A 14,566-nucleotide genomic window follows, 5' to 3' on the forward strand; every position below is an offset into this window, starting at 1 on the left:
GGTCCCGGGCCTCCCGGGCGGCAGTCTGGGGGCATGCGAGAAACAGACATCCGGTCGGTCGCGGCGGGGGCCGCGGTCCACCTCACCGGCCTGCGGAAACACTACGGCGACGTGCACGCGGTCGACGGCGTCGACCTGACCATCGCCCCGGGCGAGGTGGTCGCCCTGCTCGGCCCCAACGGCGCGGGCAAGTCCACCACCGTCGACATGATCCTCGGCCTCAGCACACCGGACGCCGGTGAGGTGCGCGTCTTCGGGCGGAAGCCGATCGACGCCGTCCGCGCCGGGCTGATCGGCGCGATGCTGCAGGGCGGCGCGCTGATGGACGACCTGACCGTCGGGGAGACCGTCGGCATGGTCGCGGCGCTGCACCGCAAGCCGATGCCGGTGGCCGAGGCCCTGGCGGCGGCCGGGATCGGGGAGCTGGCCGGCCGTCGCGCCAACAAGCTTTCCGGCGGGCAGAAGCAGCGGGTCCGCTTCGCCGTCGCCCTGGTCAGCAACCCCGACCTGCTGCTGCTCGACGAGCCGACCGCCGCGATGGACGTCGGCACCCGGCGCGAGTTCTGGCAGTCGATGTACGCCTTCACCGAGTCCGGCCGCACGGTCCTGTTCGCCACGCACTACCTCGAAGAGGCCGAGGAGTTCGCCGACCGGGTCGTGCTGATGCGCCGCGGCCGGATCGTCGCCGACGGCTCGGTCGCCGAAGTCCGCGCGCTGGCCGGGGGCCGCACCGTGCGGGCCGCCGTGCCGGGCGCCACCGAAGCTGTGATCGCGGCGCTGCCGGGAGTCAAGGAGTTCGAGCTGCGCGGCGACCGCGTCGCGATCTCCAGCGGCGACTCCGACGCGACGCTGTGGGCGCTCAAGTCCGCCGTCCCGGGTGTGCACGACGTCGAAATCAGCGCAGTCGGCCTCGAAGGCGCCTTCCTGTCCCTGACCGCCGACGACACCGCGGAGGCCGTGCGATGAACGCCACCTACCTGTTCACCGAGATCCGGCGGAACTTCCGGGCGCCGCGGTTCCTGATCTTCGTCGTCGCCTTCCCGGTGCTGATGTTCCTGTTGCAGGCCAACGTCTTCGTCAAGGCGAGCGACCCGGACCACGCGGCGTTCACCGCGGTCGTGATGATCAACATGATGACCTTCGGGACGTTCGCCGCGGCCAACACCAGCGGCGCCCGGCTCGCGATCGAGCGGGCGCTCGGCTGGCAGCGGCAGCTGCGCCTAACCCCGCTCACCGGCGTCGGCTACCTCGGCGGCAAGGCGCTGTCCGGGATGCTTGTCGGGCTGCCCGCGCTGATCCTCGTTCCGGTGCTGGCGGTGACCGTCGAAGGGGTGCACCTCGACGCGGCGGGCTGGGTCCGGATCCTCGCCGGCATCTTCCTCGGCACGATCCCGCTGGTGCTGCTCGGTCTGCTCATCGGGCAGTTCGGCACGCCCGAGACGATGCAGCCGATCAGCATGCTGGTCACCCTCGGCATGGGTTTCCTCGGCGGCCTGTGGATCCCCATCGAGACGATGCCGTCCTGGATGCACGACCTCGCCCAGATCATGCCGACCTACTGGGTGCTGCAGCTGGCCCGGCCCGCGGTGACCACCGACATGGTGGTGTCGCTGCCGCAGGCCGCCGGTGTGCTCGCGGCGTGGACCGTGGTGCTGGGGGCGCTGGTGATCAGGCGTTACCGTAAGGACAGCGCCCGGGTCTGAGGGCCGGGACGGCGGAATGGGAACGGCGATGGCCAAGACGGAAGCGGAGCGCAAGCTCGGGCTGGGCAGTAGGGACACGTGGTGGGAGGACCCGCCGCCGAACCGCCACGGCGGCGGACCGGACAAGTTCCGGTGGCCGGTCCTGTCGATCGTGTTCACCCTGCCCTACCTCATCCCGGTGACGAAGTCGCTGCTGGCCCGGGACCCGGTGACGCCCTGGGTGGTGGTGCTGTGGGTGCTCGTCTACGGCGTCGCGGTCTCCTACGCGCTGTTCCCGGTGGCGTTCGACCGCAGCAAGCCGTTCCGGTTCGCTTACAGCGGGTGGATGCTCGCCCTGGGCCTGGCCGTGGTCGCCGCGACGCACACCAGCCCGTTCGTGATGCTCTACGGCACCGCCGCGCTGGTGTTCCTGCTGCCGCTGGCGTGGGTGGTGCTCCTCGACGGCGCGGCGCTGCTGCTCGGGGCCGTGATCCTGCTGGTGGACGGCCGGTTCGGCGACAACTGGGGCGACCTGGTCACCGTCGGGTCGGTGACGATGGCGATGTTCTTCATGTCCAGCCTGGTCCGGGCGGTCCGGCGGCTGCAGCTGGCCAACGAGGAGATCGCCACCCTGGCGGTGGCGAACGAACGCGAGCGCGTCGCCCGCGACCTGCACGACCTGCTCGGGCACAGCCTCACCACGATCACCGTCAAGGCGGGGCTGGCCCGGCGGGTGCTGGAGAGCTCGGGGGACATCCCGCGCACGGTCGAGGAGATCCGCGAGATCGAGAGCCTCACGCGCAGCGCGCTCTCCGACGTCCGCGCGACCGTGTCGGAGTACCGCGAGGTGTCGCTGTCCGCCGAAGTCGCCGGGGCCCGTGCGGCGCTGCGGGCCGCGGAGATCGACGCCGACCTGCCGCACGCCGTCGACAACGTCCGGCCGGAGCTGCAGAACACCTTCGGGTACGTGCTGCGCGAAGCCGTGACGAACGTGCTGCGGCACTCCGGGGCCAAGCAGGTCAAGGTGAAGCTCGGCGACACCTGGCTGGAGATCGAGGACGACGGCACCGCCACCGAGGTCGTCGCGGGCAACGGCCTGCGCGGGCTCACCGAGCGGCTGGCCGCGGTCGGGGGGACGCTGCGGACGTCGGTGCGGCCCGGGGGAGGATTGCTGGTGCGGGCGGAGGTCCCGCAGCCGGAACCCCGCGCCACGGCCCCGGCCGTGCGCGCCGAACCCGCGGGAGGACTCGCTTGATCCGGGTGTTGCTGGCCGACGACCAGGCCATGGTGCGCGGCGCGCTGGCGACCGTGCTGGGTCTCGAATCCGACATCGAGGTGGTCGGGCAGGTCGGCTCCGGCGACGAGGTGGTGGCCGCCGCTCGCGAGGCCAAGCCGGACGTCGCCCTGCTGGACGTGCAGATGCCGGGCAAGGACGGCCTGGAGGCGGCCGCCGAGCTGCGGGCCGCGCTCCCGTCGTGCCGGGTGATCATCTGCACGACGTTCGGCAGGCCCGGGTACCTCGCCCGCGCGATGGCGGCGGGCGCGGCCGGGTTCGTCGTCAAGGACGCGCCGCCCGAGCAGCTCGTCGAAGCCGTCCGGCGAGTCCACAGTGGACTCCGGGTGGTGGACCCGGCGCTGGCCGCCGAGTCGCTCGCCACCGGCGCCAGCCCGCTCACCGGGCGGGAGCGGGACGTGTTGCGGGAAGCCAAGGACGGCAGCACGGTCGCCGACGTCGCCCGTGCGCTGCACCTGTCGGAAGGGACCGTGCGCAACCACCTGTCGGCGGCGATCGGCAAGACCGGCGCCCGGACCCGGGCCGAAGCGGTGCGGGTCTCGGAGGAGCGCGGCTGGCTCTGAGCGGCCGGCGGCGGTCTGACAAGATGGGCCGGGTGGGTACCGCTGAACGCAGGAAGCCGTCGCGCGCGAGCTGGGCGCGCCGGATCGCGCTCGGCACGGTCCTCGTGCTGCTCGCGCTCGTCGGCGGCACGGCGTTCCGGATCTGGCAGGTCGCCCGCGAAAACGACCGGACGCAGGCCGACGTCATCGTCGTGCTCGGCGCTGCGCAGTACAACGGCAAGCCGTCGGACATCTACGCCGCGCGGCTGACCAAGGCGAAGCAGCTCTACGACGCGGGTGTCGCGAAGACCATCGTGACCGCGGGCGGCAAGAAGGCCGAGGACAACTTCACCGAGGCCCGGGCCGGGCAGCTGTGGCTGACCCGGCGTGGGGTGCCCGCGACGGCGACGCTGGCCGTCGGGGAGGGCAGTGACACGCTGCGGAGCCTGCGCGCGGTCGCCGGGCAGGTCGAGGCGCGCGGCTGGCGCACGGCGGTGCTGGTCAGCGACCCGTGGCACTCCTTCCGCGCCCGGACCATGGCCGACGACCTGGGCCTGGACGCCTGGACCGCGCCGACGCACAGCGGGCCGATCGTGCAGGAGCGCGTCACCCAGGTGCGCTACATCGTCCGTGAGACCGGCGCGCTGCTGTACTACCGCCTGACGAAGACCCCGGCCGACGACCTGTTCGCCACGTTCCTGGGATGAGCTTTTTGTCGGTCTCCCTGCCTAAGCTGAGCGGGTGAACGACGGCTACACCGAGCACGACACCGCCCGCCTGCTGCCGGAACCGGCGAAGGGCGCGGCGCTGCCCGGCACGCGCGCGGACGGGCGCAGCGCGTTCTCCCGCGACCGGGCCCGCGTGCTGCACTCGGCGGCGTTGCGGCGGCTCGCCGGCAAGACCCAGGTGGTCGGGCCGGGGGAGGGCGCGGAGGTCACCGGCGTCCCGCGCACCCGGCTGACGCACTCGCTGGAGGTCGCGCAGATCGGCCGGGGCATCGCCGAGGAGCTGGGCGCCGACCCGGACCTCGTCGACACCGCGGGGCTGGCGCACGACATCGGGCACCCGCCGTTCGGGCACAACGGCGAGCGCGCGCTCGACGAGGTCGCCACCGCGTGCGGCGGGTTCGAGGGCAACGCGCAGACGCTGCGCATCGTCACCCGGCTGGAGCCGAAGCTCCTGGAGGGCGACGCGACGTCCGGCCTCAACCTGACCCGCGCCTGCCTCGACGCGACGACGAAGTACCCGTGGGTGCGCAGGCCCGGCCAGGCGAAGTACGGGGTGTACGCCGACGACGCCAAGGTGTTCGAGTGGTTCCGCGAAGGCGCCCCGGCGGAGCGGACGTGCCTCGAGGCCCAGATCATGGACTGGGCCGACGACGTCGCGTACTCGGTGCACGACGTCGAGGACGGGGTGCTGGCCGGCCGGATCAAGCTGGGCGTGCTGGGTCACCCGGACGAACGCGCGGCCGTCGCCGCGGCCGCCGCGAAGCACTTTTCCGGCCAGTCGGTGTCCACTTTGGAGGGTGCGGCCGAGGAGCTGCTGGCGCTGCCGGTGGTGGCCGCGGTGATCGAGGCGGGCTCCGACGGCTCACCCGGCGCCCAGGTGGCGTTGAAAAGGCTGACGAGCGAGCTGGTCGGCCGTTTCACGACGGCGGCGGTCACCGGCACCCGGGCGGAGTTCGGCGAGGGCCCGCTCGGCCGCTACCGGGCGCGGCTCTGCGTCCCGGAGCAGGTCGCGGCGGAGGTGGCCCTGCTGAAGGCGCTCGCGCTGCGGTACGTGATGAGCGACCGGCGCCGGCTGGCGATGCAGGAGGGGCAGCGGGAGCTGCTGGCGGAGCTGGTGCACGCGCTGGCGCGCCGGGCCCCGGAGTCGCTCGACCCGCTGTTCGTCCCGGCCTGGAACGCCGCACCGGACGACGCCGGCCTGCTGCGCGTGGTGGTCGACCAGGTCGCCTCCCTGACCGACGCCCAGGCCCACGTCTGGTACTCCTGGCACGTAACCCGCCTGCACTGACCCGCCCCGCGCGTGTCCGGCGAGGCATCACACGCGTGTAGTTGCCCCGGTGAGGCGGACACGGGGTTTTCAGGCAGCTGAGGTTTGAGCGTAATTGATGCGGGTGTCGGCCGGGGTGTTCTGGCCGATGGTGGAGTGCAGCCGGTGGTGGTTGTAGTAGCGCAGATAGCCGAACACGTCCTGGCGGGCCTGGGCCCGGGTCTGCCAGATGGTGGTGCCGATCTCGGTCTTCAACGTCGCGAAGAACGCTTCAGCGACGGCGTTGTCGTAGCAGGACCCGACCCGCCCCACCGACGGGCGGATCTTGTGCTCGGTGAGCGCGGTCCGGAACTGGCCCGAGGTGTACTGAACACCGCGGTCGGAGTGAAACACCGCATCCGGCTCGATGAGGCCGCGGGCGGCGGCGAGGTCGATGGCGTCGCAGACCAGGTCGGTGCGCATGTGGTCGGCCATGGCGTGCCCGACGATTTCGCGGGTGTGCAGGTCGATGACGGTGGCCAGGTAGAGCCAGCCTTCGCAGGTGGGCAGGCAGGTGATGTCCCCGACCATGCGCAGGCCCGGGGCGGTGGCGGTGAAGTCTCGGTGGATCAGATCGGCCACCGGCGCGGTCGGGCCGGCCGCGGGGCGGGTCAGGGTTCGGCTTTTGCGGCGGGTGATCCCGGTCAGGCCGTGTTCGCGCATCAGCCGCTCGACCCGTTTGTGGTTGATCGCGTGGCCGCGGCGGTGCAGTTGCGCGGTGATCCGCGGGACTCCGTAGGCGCCACGATGTTCGGCGTGGATCCCGGCGATCACCCTGGCCAGCTCGGCCTCGGCCTCCGCTCGTGCGGTCCGGGTGGCTTCGGCGGTGGCCCATTCGTGGAAGCCTTGCCGGCGCAGCCCGAGGACCCGGCACAACCGCTTCACACCGAAGGTGGCGCGGTGTTCGGAGATGAACCGGTAGCGGTAGCTCATCGATCCATCTCGCGCGCAAAATAGGCGGCTGCTTTCCGCAGGATCTCCTTCTCTTTCTGCAGCTCAGCGACCTGCTTCCGTAGCCGCGTCACCTCATCGGTCACTGCTGGATCTGCCGCCGGCCCGGTGTCGGCGGCCTGTGTGGCGGTGTTCACCCACGAGCGCAGGGTCTCGTGGTTGACCCCGAGTTCGCGGGCGATCTGCCGTAGTGGCCGGTCACTCGAGTTGACCAGCTCGACCGCGTCACGTCGGAACTGCTCCGGATACTTCGGCCTGCGAGACACCAGGACATCCTCCCTCCAGACCACTGTCTGGAATCAAGGTGTCCGGCCCCAGGGGGCAACCCCACACGCGTGTCGGCTGCTCAATCACGTGTGTCGTCCGGCCAGGTGCGTGTGTCGGGCGGGTGGGGAGGTGGACCGCGGGGGGTGGGTGGTTCTGGCACCGGGGATGGGCCGTTCGGTGGGGGATTTGTCACCCGTGGGCGGAGTTCCGCGTAGCCGGTCGACGGGGTGAAGCGTTCCGGTAGTCTCGCCCGCATGGCCACGGACAGCCACCTCCGGTTCGCCCTCGCCGTCCACGCGGCCCTCGGCTCCGACGGCGGGAACTCCTGTTTCTCGCCGTATTCGGTGGCCAGCGCGCTGACCCTCGCCGCACTGGGCGCCCGGGGCGACACCCGCGAAGAGCTGGTCGCGCTGCTGGGCGACCCGGCCGAGCAGACGTCGCTCCTGCGGGACGCCGCCCAGCTCGTCGAAGAGGCACGCGGGGCCCAGCAGCCCGAGCTGGCCGTCGCGAACACGCTGTGGGCCGACGACCGCCTCCCGCTCGAAGACTCCTTCAAGACGGAGCTCGCGGGGTGGCCCGGCGCGGCCGTCGCGAGCGCGCCGTTCGAGAAGGAGCCCGAGACCGCCCGGGCCACGATCAACGAAGACGTCGGCCGCACGACGCACGGGTTGATCCCCGAGCTGCTGCCGGCGGGCTCGATCGACTCCAGCATCGCGGCCGTGCTGGTCAACGCGCTGTACCTCAAGGCCGCGTGGATGAAGCCGTTCCGCGAGGCCAACACTTCGGACGCGCCGTTCCACGCGCCGTCCGGCACGCGTGACGTGCTGACGATGTGGCTGAGCGAAAGCGTCGGGTACGCGCACACCGGCGGCTGGCAGGCCGTGCAGCTGGCCGCCGCGGGCGGCCTGCAGACCGTCGTGCTGCTCCCGGACGCCGACCTCGCCGAGGCCGAAGCCGCGCTCGACCAGGCCGCGCTGACGAGCCTGCTCGGCAAGATCCGCTTCAAGCCGCTCGAGCTCGCTCTCCCGAAGGTCTCGCTCGACATCCCGAGCCAGCTGACCCGCGTGCTGCAGGGCCTCGGCGTGCGCACGATGTTCACCGACCGAGCCGACCTGGGCGGGCTCTCCCCGGACCCGCGGCTCGCGGTGTCCGAGGTGCTGCACCAGGCCGTCCTGCGGGTGGACGAACAAGGCTTCGAAGGCGCCGCGGCGACCGCGCTCACCATGCGCCTGACCTCGATGATGACCGACGCCCCGGTCGCCGTCACGGTCGACCGGCCGTTCCTGCTGCTGGTCCGGCACACCGGCACCGGGGCCCTCTACTTTTTCGCCAGGGTGGTCGAACCGTGAGCTTGAAGTCCGAAGCCGTGCCCGAGCTCGTCCCACCCGCGCCCGAAGCCCCGGCCGCCCCGAAGCGCTGGGCGTGGCAGGACTCCGCGATCGCCGGCGGCTTCCTGCTCTTCACGATCCTGCTCTACAACGGCCTGTGGTTCGACCTCAAGCGCGGGTACCTCTGGAACGGCGCGTCCGACCAGAGCCAGTGGGAGTGGTACTCGACGGTCGTCGCGAAGTCCGTCCTGCACTTCCAGAACCCGTTCACGACGGACCTGCAGAACTACCCGCACGGCGTGAACATGGCGGCCAACGCGGCGATGTTCGGGCTCAACATCCCGCTCGCCCCGCTGACGCTCACCTTCGGCGCGACGCTGACCTGGGCGATCGTGCTCACCGCCGGGCTCGCCGGCACCGCGATCGGCTGGTACTGGGTGTTTTCCCGGCACCTGGTGCCGAACCGGACCGCGGCCGCGATCGGCGGCGCGTTCTGCGGGTTCGCCCCGCCGATGATCTCGCACGGCAACGCGCACCCGAACTTCGTGGTGCTGTTCGTGCTGCCGTTCATCGCGCTCAAGACGATCCAGATCGCCCGCGGGGAACGCCCGGTGCGCAACGGGATCTTCCTCGGGCTGCTCGTCGCGTGGCAGATCCTGCTGGGCGAAGAGCCGCTCGCGATCTTCGCGCTGACGTTCCTCGTGTTCGCGGTCGCCTACCTGATCCCGCGGCGCGCGGAGATCCGCGGCATGCTGGCGCCGCTGGCCAAGGGCGTCGGGGTCGGCGCGGTCGTCGCGCTGCTGATCGCCGGGTTCCCGTTGTACTGGCAGTTCTTCGGCCCGCAGAGCTTCCATTCGCTGCTGCACGGCCCGGCGGGCAACGACACGGCGGCGTTCACGCGCTTCGCGACGCAGTCGATCGCGGGGGCGCCGGAAGCCGCCGCGGACGTCTCGATGAACCGCACCGAGGAGAACGCGTTCTTCGGCTGGCCGCTGATCGTGCTCATGGTGATGGTCACGATCTGGCTGTGGCGCGACGTCGTTTCGCGAGCGCTCGCGATCACGATGTTCGTGATGGCGTTCCTTTCCCTCGGTGTCGAGATCACGGTGGCGCACGAGGACACCGGCATCCCCGGGCTGTGGAAGTGGCTGGGGCAGCTGCCGTTGCTGGACTCGCTGCTGGAGTCCCGGCTCGCGATGGGCTGCATCCCGGTGGTCGGCGGGCTCCTGGCGATCGCGACGCACCGCGTCTGGACGGCGGCCGCCGAGCAGCCGGAGCCCCTGGAGGGCAAGACCCGCTTCCCGCTGCGCATGGTCTGGGTCGGCGCGCTGGTGGCGGTGCTGCTCCCGATCGCCCCGACGGAGCTGGTGACGCACGAGCGCCCGCTGTCGCCGTCGTTCTTCGCCGACGGCACCTGGCGCCAGTTCGTCGCCCCCGGCGGCTCGCTCGTGCCGGTGCCGCTGCCGAGCACCGGTGAGGCGGAACCGTTGCACTGGCAGGTGGACGCCGGCCTCGGGTACCCGATGCCGGAGGGGTACTTCGTCGGCCCGACCTCCGCGGACGACCGCCGCGGCCGTTACGGCGCGGTGCCGCTGCCGACGTCGGACCTCTTCGCCGAGGTCGAACGCACCGGCCAGACGGCGGACGTCACCGAAGCCGACCGCACGCAGGCCTTGGCGGACCTGCGCGCGTGGAACGCCGACGTGCTCGTGGTGGGCCCGCGGCAGAACCAGGAAGCGTTGAAGTCCACTGTGGAGCTCCTGCTGCGGAAGCCGGCGGAGTTCGTCGGCGGGGTGTGGGTCTGGGACGTGCGCGCGCTGACGCCGTAAGCGGTCACCCGGCCGCCACGAGAATCCGGGCCAGCTCTTCGGGCTGGGAGAACATCGGCCAGTGGCCGGTGTCCATTTCGACCAGCTGCCAGCGTTCGCTCGTGAGCAGCTCGACGACGTCCGGGCTCGGCGTGTCACCGTCGAGCAGGCACTTGATGTACGTGGCGGGGATTTCCCCCAGCGGTCGGGCCAGCACCGCCGGTTCGATCAGCGACGCCGCCGGGTGCGGGGTCGATCCGCTGACGATGCGGGCGACCTGCTGCTCCGAAAGCCCTTGCCCCGCATAGTCTTCCGCGGTCAAGGGCGGCCAGAAGCCGCTCTCGGTGAGGGCGGCCAGCCGCTCGGCGCTCCAGTGCGACGCGAACGCCTCACCGTCGGCGGGGACATTCGAGTCGACGAACACCGCGCGGCGCAGCCGGTCGCCGATCCGCTCGGCGGCCTGCCCGGCCGGGATGCCGGAGTAGCTGTGCCCGACCACCACGACGTCCCGCAGGTCACCGCGCTCGACGACGTCGACGATGTCCTGCACGTGGGTCTGCTGCCCCGCGGGCACGGCCCGCCGTTCGGCGAGCCCGGAGAGGGTGACGGCGTGGGCGCCGTGGCCGGCCTCGCGTAATGCCGGAACCACGTCGTCCCACGCCCACGAGCCGAGCCAGGCGCCGGCGACCAGTACGAATTCAGCCATGCCCGGAACCTAGCCGAGGGCACCGACATTTTCGGTAGAGTCGGCGGTCGTGACCTCAATGGACGAGCAAGGCCGGCCCGAGCCGCCCTTCGACGGGGACGAAGCCGCGACGCTGGTCGGGTTCCTCGAGTACCACCGCGCGACCCTGGCGTGGAAGTGCGCGGGCCTGGACGCGGCCGCCCTGCGCACGACGCTCGCCCCGGCCGCGATGACGCTGGGCGGGCTGCTCAAGCACATGGCCTACGTCGAGGACAACTGGTTCTCGTTCGTGCTCTTCGACCACCAGCGGGCCGCGCCGTTCACCACGGTGGACTGGGCGCGAACTCCGGACTGGGACTGGGATTCCGCGGCGGACGACTCGCCGGAGGAGCTCCGGAAGCTGTGGGAGGACGCCGTTTCCCGCTCGCGCACGGCGCTGGCGGGCGTGCTGGAAACCGGCGATCTGTCCCAGCGCTCGGCCCGGCGGTTGCGTGACGGCGGGTGGCCGAGCCTGCGCTGGATCCTGGTCCACATGGTGGAGGAGTACAGCCGCCACAACGGCCACGCCGACCTGATCCGCCAGTCGATCGACGGCAGCACGGGCGAGTAGCTCAACGGCTCTTGCCCACCGAGTCGGAGTCGATGCACAGCCGGTCGTCCCGCAGCGCGAGGCCGAGGACGTGCGTTTCGGTGACGTCCGGGCGGCCGTCGCGGTAGTGCAGCCGGATCCGGGCGGTCACCGTGCTGCCGGCGACCGCCGGCGTGCCGACCACCTCGGCGCCGCTGAACTTGCTCCAGAACTTGTCGTAGCTGTCCCGGGTCCGCAGCCGCAGGTTCGGGCCGATCAGGTCCCAGCCGGCGTCGGTGTCCGGCATCAGCCCGTAGTAGTGGACGACGAACCCGGACAGGTCGCCCGGCGACGGCCGGCTCGCCCCGGCCGTCGTCACCGCGACGGGCACGGTGGTCTCCGCCACCGGAGCGGTGGTGCGGACCGGCGCGGCCACCGGCGCCGACGTCGGTGTCCCGGACGGCGTCCGCGTCAGCAGTGCGGGCAGGGCGATCAGCGCGCCCACCCCGCCGAGCAGGATGAGCACGACGACCGTGAGCGCGAGTGCGAGAGCCGGTCCGCGCCGCGGTGCGGCGGCCTCCGGTTCGACCCGGGTGAAGGCCCGGGTTTCGGCGGGTGGCGGCGCGAGGACGGGACGCGACGGCGCCGAGCCCAGCGCGGCGCGTGCCCCCGCCGCGAGCGCCGCGGCGGTGGGGTACCGGTCGTCCGGGCTCTTCGCCATCCCGCGGGCCACCACGCCGTCGAGGGCCACCGGCGTGCCGGGGCGCAGCAGGCTCGGCCGCGGTGGCGGCTCGTTCAGGTGGGCGTTGAGCAGGGACGCCGCCGTGGTCGCGGCGAACGGCTTGGTGGCGGTCAGGCACTGGTGCAGGACGCACGTCAGGGCGTAGACGTCGACCCGCTGGTCGGGGCGGGCGCCGGTGAACCGTTCGGGCGCCATGTAGTCGAGCGTGCCGATGGCGGCGCCCGCGCCGGTCAGCCCGGTCGCCGACTCCTGGGAGCGCGCGATCCCGAAGTCCACCAGGTAGGCGAACCCGTTGTGGTTGAGGAGGATGTTCGACGGCTTGACGTCGCGGTGGACCAGGCCTTCGGCGTGCGCGGCCGTGAGGGCCTGCGCGATCTGGCCGACGACGTCGACGGCCTCGCCCGGGTCCATCGGCCCGCGCGTGCTCAGCCGGGTCGCCAGGTCCTCACCTTCGACGAGCTGCATGTCCAGGTACAGACGGCCGTCGATTTCCCCGAACGAGTGAATCGGCACGATGTGCGGCTCGCGCAGCCGGGCCGCCGCGTGCGCTTCACGGCGGAAGCGTTCGCGGTATTCCTCGTCGGCGGCGAGGTGGGCCGGCAGCACCTTCAACGCGACGACCCGGTCGAGCCGGGTGTCGTAGGCGCGCAGGACCTCGCCCATGCCGCCGCGCGCGATCGGCCGCTCGATCCGGTACGGCCCGAATTCGGTGTCCACGTGGCTCCTTCGCAGGCGGATTACCCCCGAAGTCGCCCGGCGACCGGCCGCGCGTTACACGTCGGTCATTCCCGGAAACCGGTCCGGGTACGGCGAAATCAGCCGACGAAGAGGCATAACGGGTGGCCCGCCGGATCCGCGTACACGCGCAACGGCTCCTCCGGGTCGTCCGCGTGGTCGGCCAGCAGCCGCGCACCCAGAGCCAAGGCCCGCTCGTGCTGTTCGTCCAGCTCGGCCACCGTTTCCACGGTCAGGTCGAGGTGCAGCATCTGCGGTCGCGGCCCGGCCGGCCACGTCGGCGGCTCGAGGGATTCGACGCGCTGGAACGCCAGCCGCGGCACGCCGGCGGAGTCGAGGAGGACGGCCCAGTCGTCGCCGTCGCCCGGGCGGAGGGTGAACCCCAGGAGCCGCCGGTAGAAGCCGGCCAGGCCGCGGGCGTCGGTCGTGTCGAGGACGACCTGGCGCAGGTGCGGCACCCGGTCGGTCACACCGCCTGCGCGATCTGGAAGACGTTGCCGAACGGGTCGCGGACCATCGCGCGGCGGTCGCCGTAGGGCATGTTCGCCGGTTCTTCGAGGCTCTGCGCGCCGCAGTCGAGTGCGCGGCGGTACGTCGCGTCCGCGTCGGGGACGTAGACGTAGAGGAACGCGGGGAACAGCGCCCGCTCGCCTTCGGCGGACACCAGCACGAGCGAGTCGCCGATGCGGATCTCGGCGGGGCGGCCGCCCTCGACCTCGCCGGTCGCGCCGAAGACCGTGCGCAGGAACGCGACGGCGGCGACAAGATCGCTCACCACCATCCGCGGGACGACCGTCTGGGAACCCGGGTTCATACCGGCCCACCCAAGCCCGTTCCGGCGCCGAGCACAAGTCAGAGCCGCAGGCCGGCCGGCTTCACCAGGAACCGGTCGACCTGCTCGACGGCGGGCGGCCACGACAGGTCGGGCTCGTTGATGCGCTGCGCCGGCATGCCGTTGACGGCCGTCCGCAGGTCGATGGCGACGGTGCGCGCGACCATGACCTCCTTGAACGGCATGCCGTGGCGCCGGTGGACCTTGCTTTCGTGCAGCACCTTGTACGAGAGCGCCTCGTCGTCGGCCAGCTCGTCGAGCATCCCGACGGCGGCCGTGACGATCTCTTCGCGCAGCTGGCCGGCGCGACCGCGAGAAGACCTTCCTGTGCGTCACGGCAGATGTCTGCGTCGGGAGCCTGGGCCTCGCGTTCACGGCACACGTGCGCGCGGGGCTCGAGGACTACGACTGCGGTTACCCGGCCGCGACCGCCTGGATCGAACGCATCGCCGAGCTGGAGACCGAACTCGGCCTCCCGCGGCCAGACGCGGAACCGCCGGCCGGGCTGGACGCACGCTGCGCAGCGGCGCGGCACCCGAAGACGTCCGCGCGGCGCTGCGGTTCCTCGCGCAGTTCGGCGTCACCCGGGCTTGGCACGCCTGGGAGGTCCTGAACGAAATCCTGGCCTAACCGAGGACTTCGTCGGCGAGCCGGCCGAGGTAGCCCGCGAAGCGGTCGCGATCTTCCTCGGGCCAGTGGCCCACCAGCGCCTCGAACGCCTGACGTTGGTGGGCGCGCGAAGCGTCGAGGAACTCCTTCGCCGTGTCGGTCAGGGTCAGCACCGCGCGGCGGGCGTCGCGGGCCGACGTCGAGCGCACGACGAAGCCGTCTCGACCCGCTTCGCCGACCATGCGGCTGGCCACCGAGCGGTCGATGCCCAGCTGGTGCGCGACGTCGGCGACCGTCACCTCGTCGTTCGCCGACCCGGCGATCGCCTGGATGACAAAGAGGTTCGGCACGGTCCACGCCGGTGGGGCGCCGTCGGCGAAGCGCTCGACGACGTCCGGAGCCCACTGGCGCGCCCAGTGGCGGACCAGGCGGAAGAGGGCCGGTCCGCCGTCCGGGCTTGATGTGTGCATAAGGCACGCTATAACGTGT

The 14,566-nt window shown here is 72.0% G+C and carries 17 protein-coding genes; 9 read left to right on the forward strand and 8 right to left on the reverse strand.

Features of this window, described 5'->3' with window-relative positions; translation table 11 throughout:
• The first annotated feature begins 33 nt into the window (after positions 1-33).
• From ACZ63E_RS06690 to ACZ63E_RS06715, 6 genes are read left to right on the forward strand one after another with little or no spacing between them, the layout of a single operon-like run.
• Entirely contained in the window at positions 34-966 is a 933-nt protein-coding gene (locus ACZ63E_RS06690) for an ABC transporter ATP-binding protein (RefSeq protein ID WP_465334913.1), read from the forward strand.
• Entirely contained in the window at positions 963-1,703 is a 741-nt protein-coding gene (locus tag ACZ63E_RS06695) for an ABC transporter permease (protein WP_465334915.1), read from the forward strand. The genes ACZ63E_RS06690 and ACZ63E_RS06695 overlap by 4 nt, the downstream gene beginning before the upstream one ends.
• Before the next feature lie 28 nt (positions 1,704-1,731).
• On the forward strand, positions 1,732-2,937 hold the full coding sequence (locus tag ACZ63E_RS06700) for a sensor histidine kinase (RefSeq protein ID WP_465334917.1): 1,206 nt from the start codon (positions 1,732-1,734) through the stop codon (positions 2,935-2,937).
• A complete protein-coding gene (locus ACZ63E_RS06705; protein ID WP_465309566.1) occupies positions 2,934-3,539 on the forward strand; it encodes a response regulator transcription factor in 606 nt (201 codons plus the stop codon). Before ACZ63E_RS06700 ends, ACZ63E_RS06705 begins: the two co-directional genes overlap by 4 nt.
• Positions 3,540-3,571: 32 nt before the next feature.
• A complete protein-coding gene (locus ACZ63E_RS06710; RefSeq protein ID WP_465334919.1) occupies positions 3,572-4,225 on the forward strand; it encodes a YdcF family protein in 654 nt (217 codons plus the stop codon).
• Between the two features lie 34 nt (positions 4,226-4,259).
• On the forward strand, positions 4,260-5,534 hold the full coding sequence (locus ACZ63E_RS06715; RefSeq protein ID WP_465334921.1) for a deoxyguanosinetriphosphate triphosphohydrolase: 1,275 nt from the start codon (positions 4,260-4,262) through the stop codon (positions 5,532-5,534).
• A 69-nt stretch (positions 5,535-5,603) separates the two neighbouring features.
• On the opposite strand, the gene ACZ63E_RS06720 is transcribed toward ACZ63E_RS06715, so the two are convergent.
• Both ACZ63E_RS06720 and ACZ63E_RS06725 read right to left on the reverse strand, forming a co-directional pair.
• A complete protein-coding gene (locus ACZ63E_RS06720) occupies positions 5,604-6,485 on the reverse strand; it encodes an IS3 family transposase (protein ID WP_465334923.1) in 882 nt (293 codons plus the stop codon).
• Positions 6,482-6,769: a transposase gene (locus tag ACZ63E_RS06725; protein WP_465334925.1), complete on the reverse strand. Its 288-nt coding sequence runs from the start codon at positions 6,767-6,769 to the stop codon at positions 6,482-6,484. Before ACZ63E_RS06725 ends, ACZ63E_RS06720 begins: the two co-directional genes overlap by 4 nt.
• Before the next feature lie 255 nt (positions 6,770-7,024).
• Here ACZ63E_RS06725 and ACZ63E_RS06730 point away from each other — a divergent pair, with 255 nt between their 5' ends.
• Positions 7,025-8,119, forward strand: coding sequence for a serpin family protein (locus tag ACZ63E_RS06730; RefSeq protein ID WP_465334927.1), 1,095 nt, complete (start codon positions 7,025-7,027; stop codon positions 8,117-8,119).
• Positions 8,116-9,927, forward strand: coding sequence for a glycosyl transferase (locus ACZ63E_RS06735; RefSeq protein WP_465334929.1), 1,812 nt, complete (start codon positions 8,116-8,118; stop codon positions 9,925-9,927). Before ACZ63E_RS06730 ends, ACZ63E_RS06735 begins: the two co-directional genes overlap by 4 nt.
• 4 nt (positions 9,928-9,931) lie before the next feature.
• On the opposite strand, the gene ACZ63E_RS06740 is transcribed toward ACZ63E_RS06735, so the two are convergent.
• Positions 9,932-10,612, reverse strand: coding sequence for an alpha/beta fold hydrolase (locus tag ACZ63E_RS06740; RefSeq protein ID WP_465334931.1), 681 nt, complete (start codon positions 10,610-10,612; stop codon positions 9,932-9,934).
• 58 nt (positions 10,613-10,670) lie between these two features.
• Here ACZ63E_RS06740 and ACZ63E_RS06745 point away from each other — a divergent pair, with 58 nt between their 5' ends.
• Complete coding sequence (locus tag ACZ63E_RS06745) at positions 10,671-11,201, forward strand: DinB family protein (protein WP_465335507.1); 531 nt, start codon at positions 10,671-10,673, stop codon at positions 11,199-11,201.
• Between the two features lies 1 nt (position 11,202).
• Here the strand turns inward: ACZ63E_RS06745 and ACZ63E_RS06750 are convergent, their stop codons facing one another.
• The 5 genes from ACZ63E_RS06750 to ACZ63E_RS06770 all read right to left on the reverse strand — a co-directional run bounded on the left by ACZ63E_RS06750 (position 11,203) and on the right by ACZ63E_RS06770 (position 14,547).
• Complete coding sequence (locus ACZ63E_RS06750) at positions 11,203-12,618, reverse strand: serine/threonine-protein kinase (RefSeq protein ID WP_465334933.1); 1,416 nt, start codon at positions 12,616-12,618, stop codon at positions 11,203-11,205.
• Between the two features lie 98 nt (positions 12,619-12,716).
• Entirely contained in the window at positions 12,717-13,106 is a 390-nt protein-coding gene (locus ACZ63E_RS06755) for a VOC family protein (RefSeq protein WP_465334935.1), read from the reverse strand.
• Positions 13,103-13,450: a VOC family protein gene (locus tag ACZ63E_RS06760; protein ID WP_465334937.1), complete on the reverse strand. Its 348-nt coding sequence runs from the start codon at positions 13,448-13,450 to the stop codon at positions 13,103-13,105. Before ACZ63E_RS06760 ends, ACZ63E_RS06755 begins: the two co-directional genes overlap by 4 nt.
• Before the next feature lie 38 nt (positions 13,451-13,488).
• Positions 13,489-13,731 (reverse strand): hypothetical protein, encoded by a 243-nt coding sequence (locus tag ACZ63E_RS06765; protein ID WP_465334939.1) that lies wholly within the window; start codon positions 13,729-13,731, stop codon positions 13,489-13,491.
• Between the two features lie 363 nt (positions 13,732-14,094).
• On the reverse strand, positions 14,095-14,547 hold the full coding sequence (locus tag ACZ63E_RS06770) for a MarR family winged helix-turn-helix transcriptional regulator (protein ID WP_465334941.1): 453 nt from the start codon (positions 14,545-14,547) through the stop codon (positions 14,095-14,097).
• Between the last annotated feature and the right edge of the window lie 19 nt (positions 14,548-14,566).

The organism is Amycolatopsis sp. NPDC104819 (genome assembly GCF_055583145.1).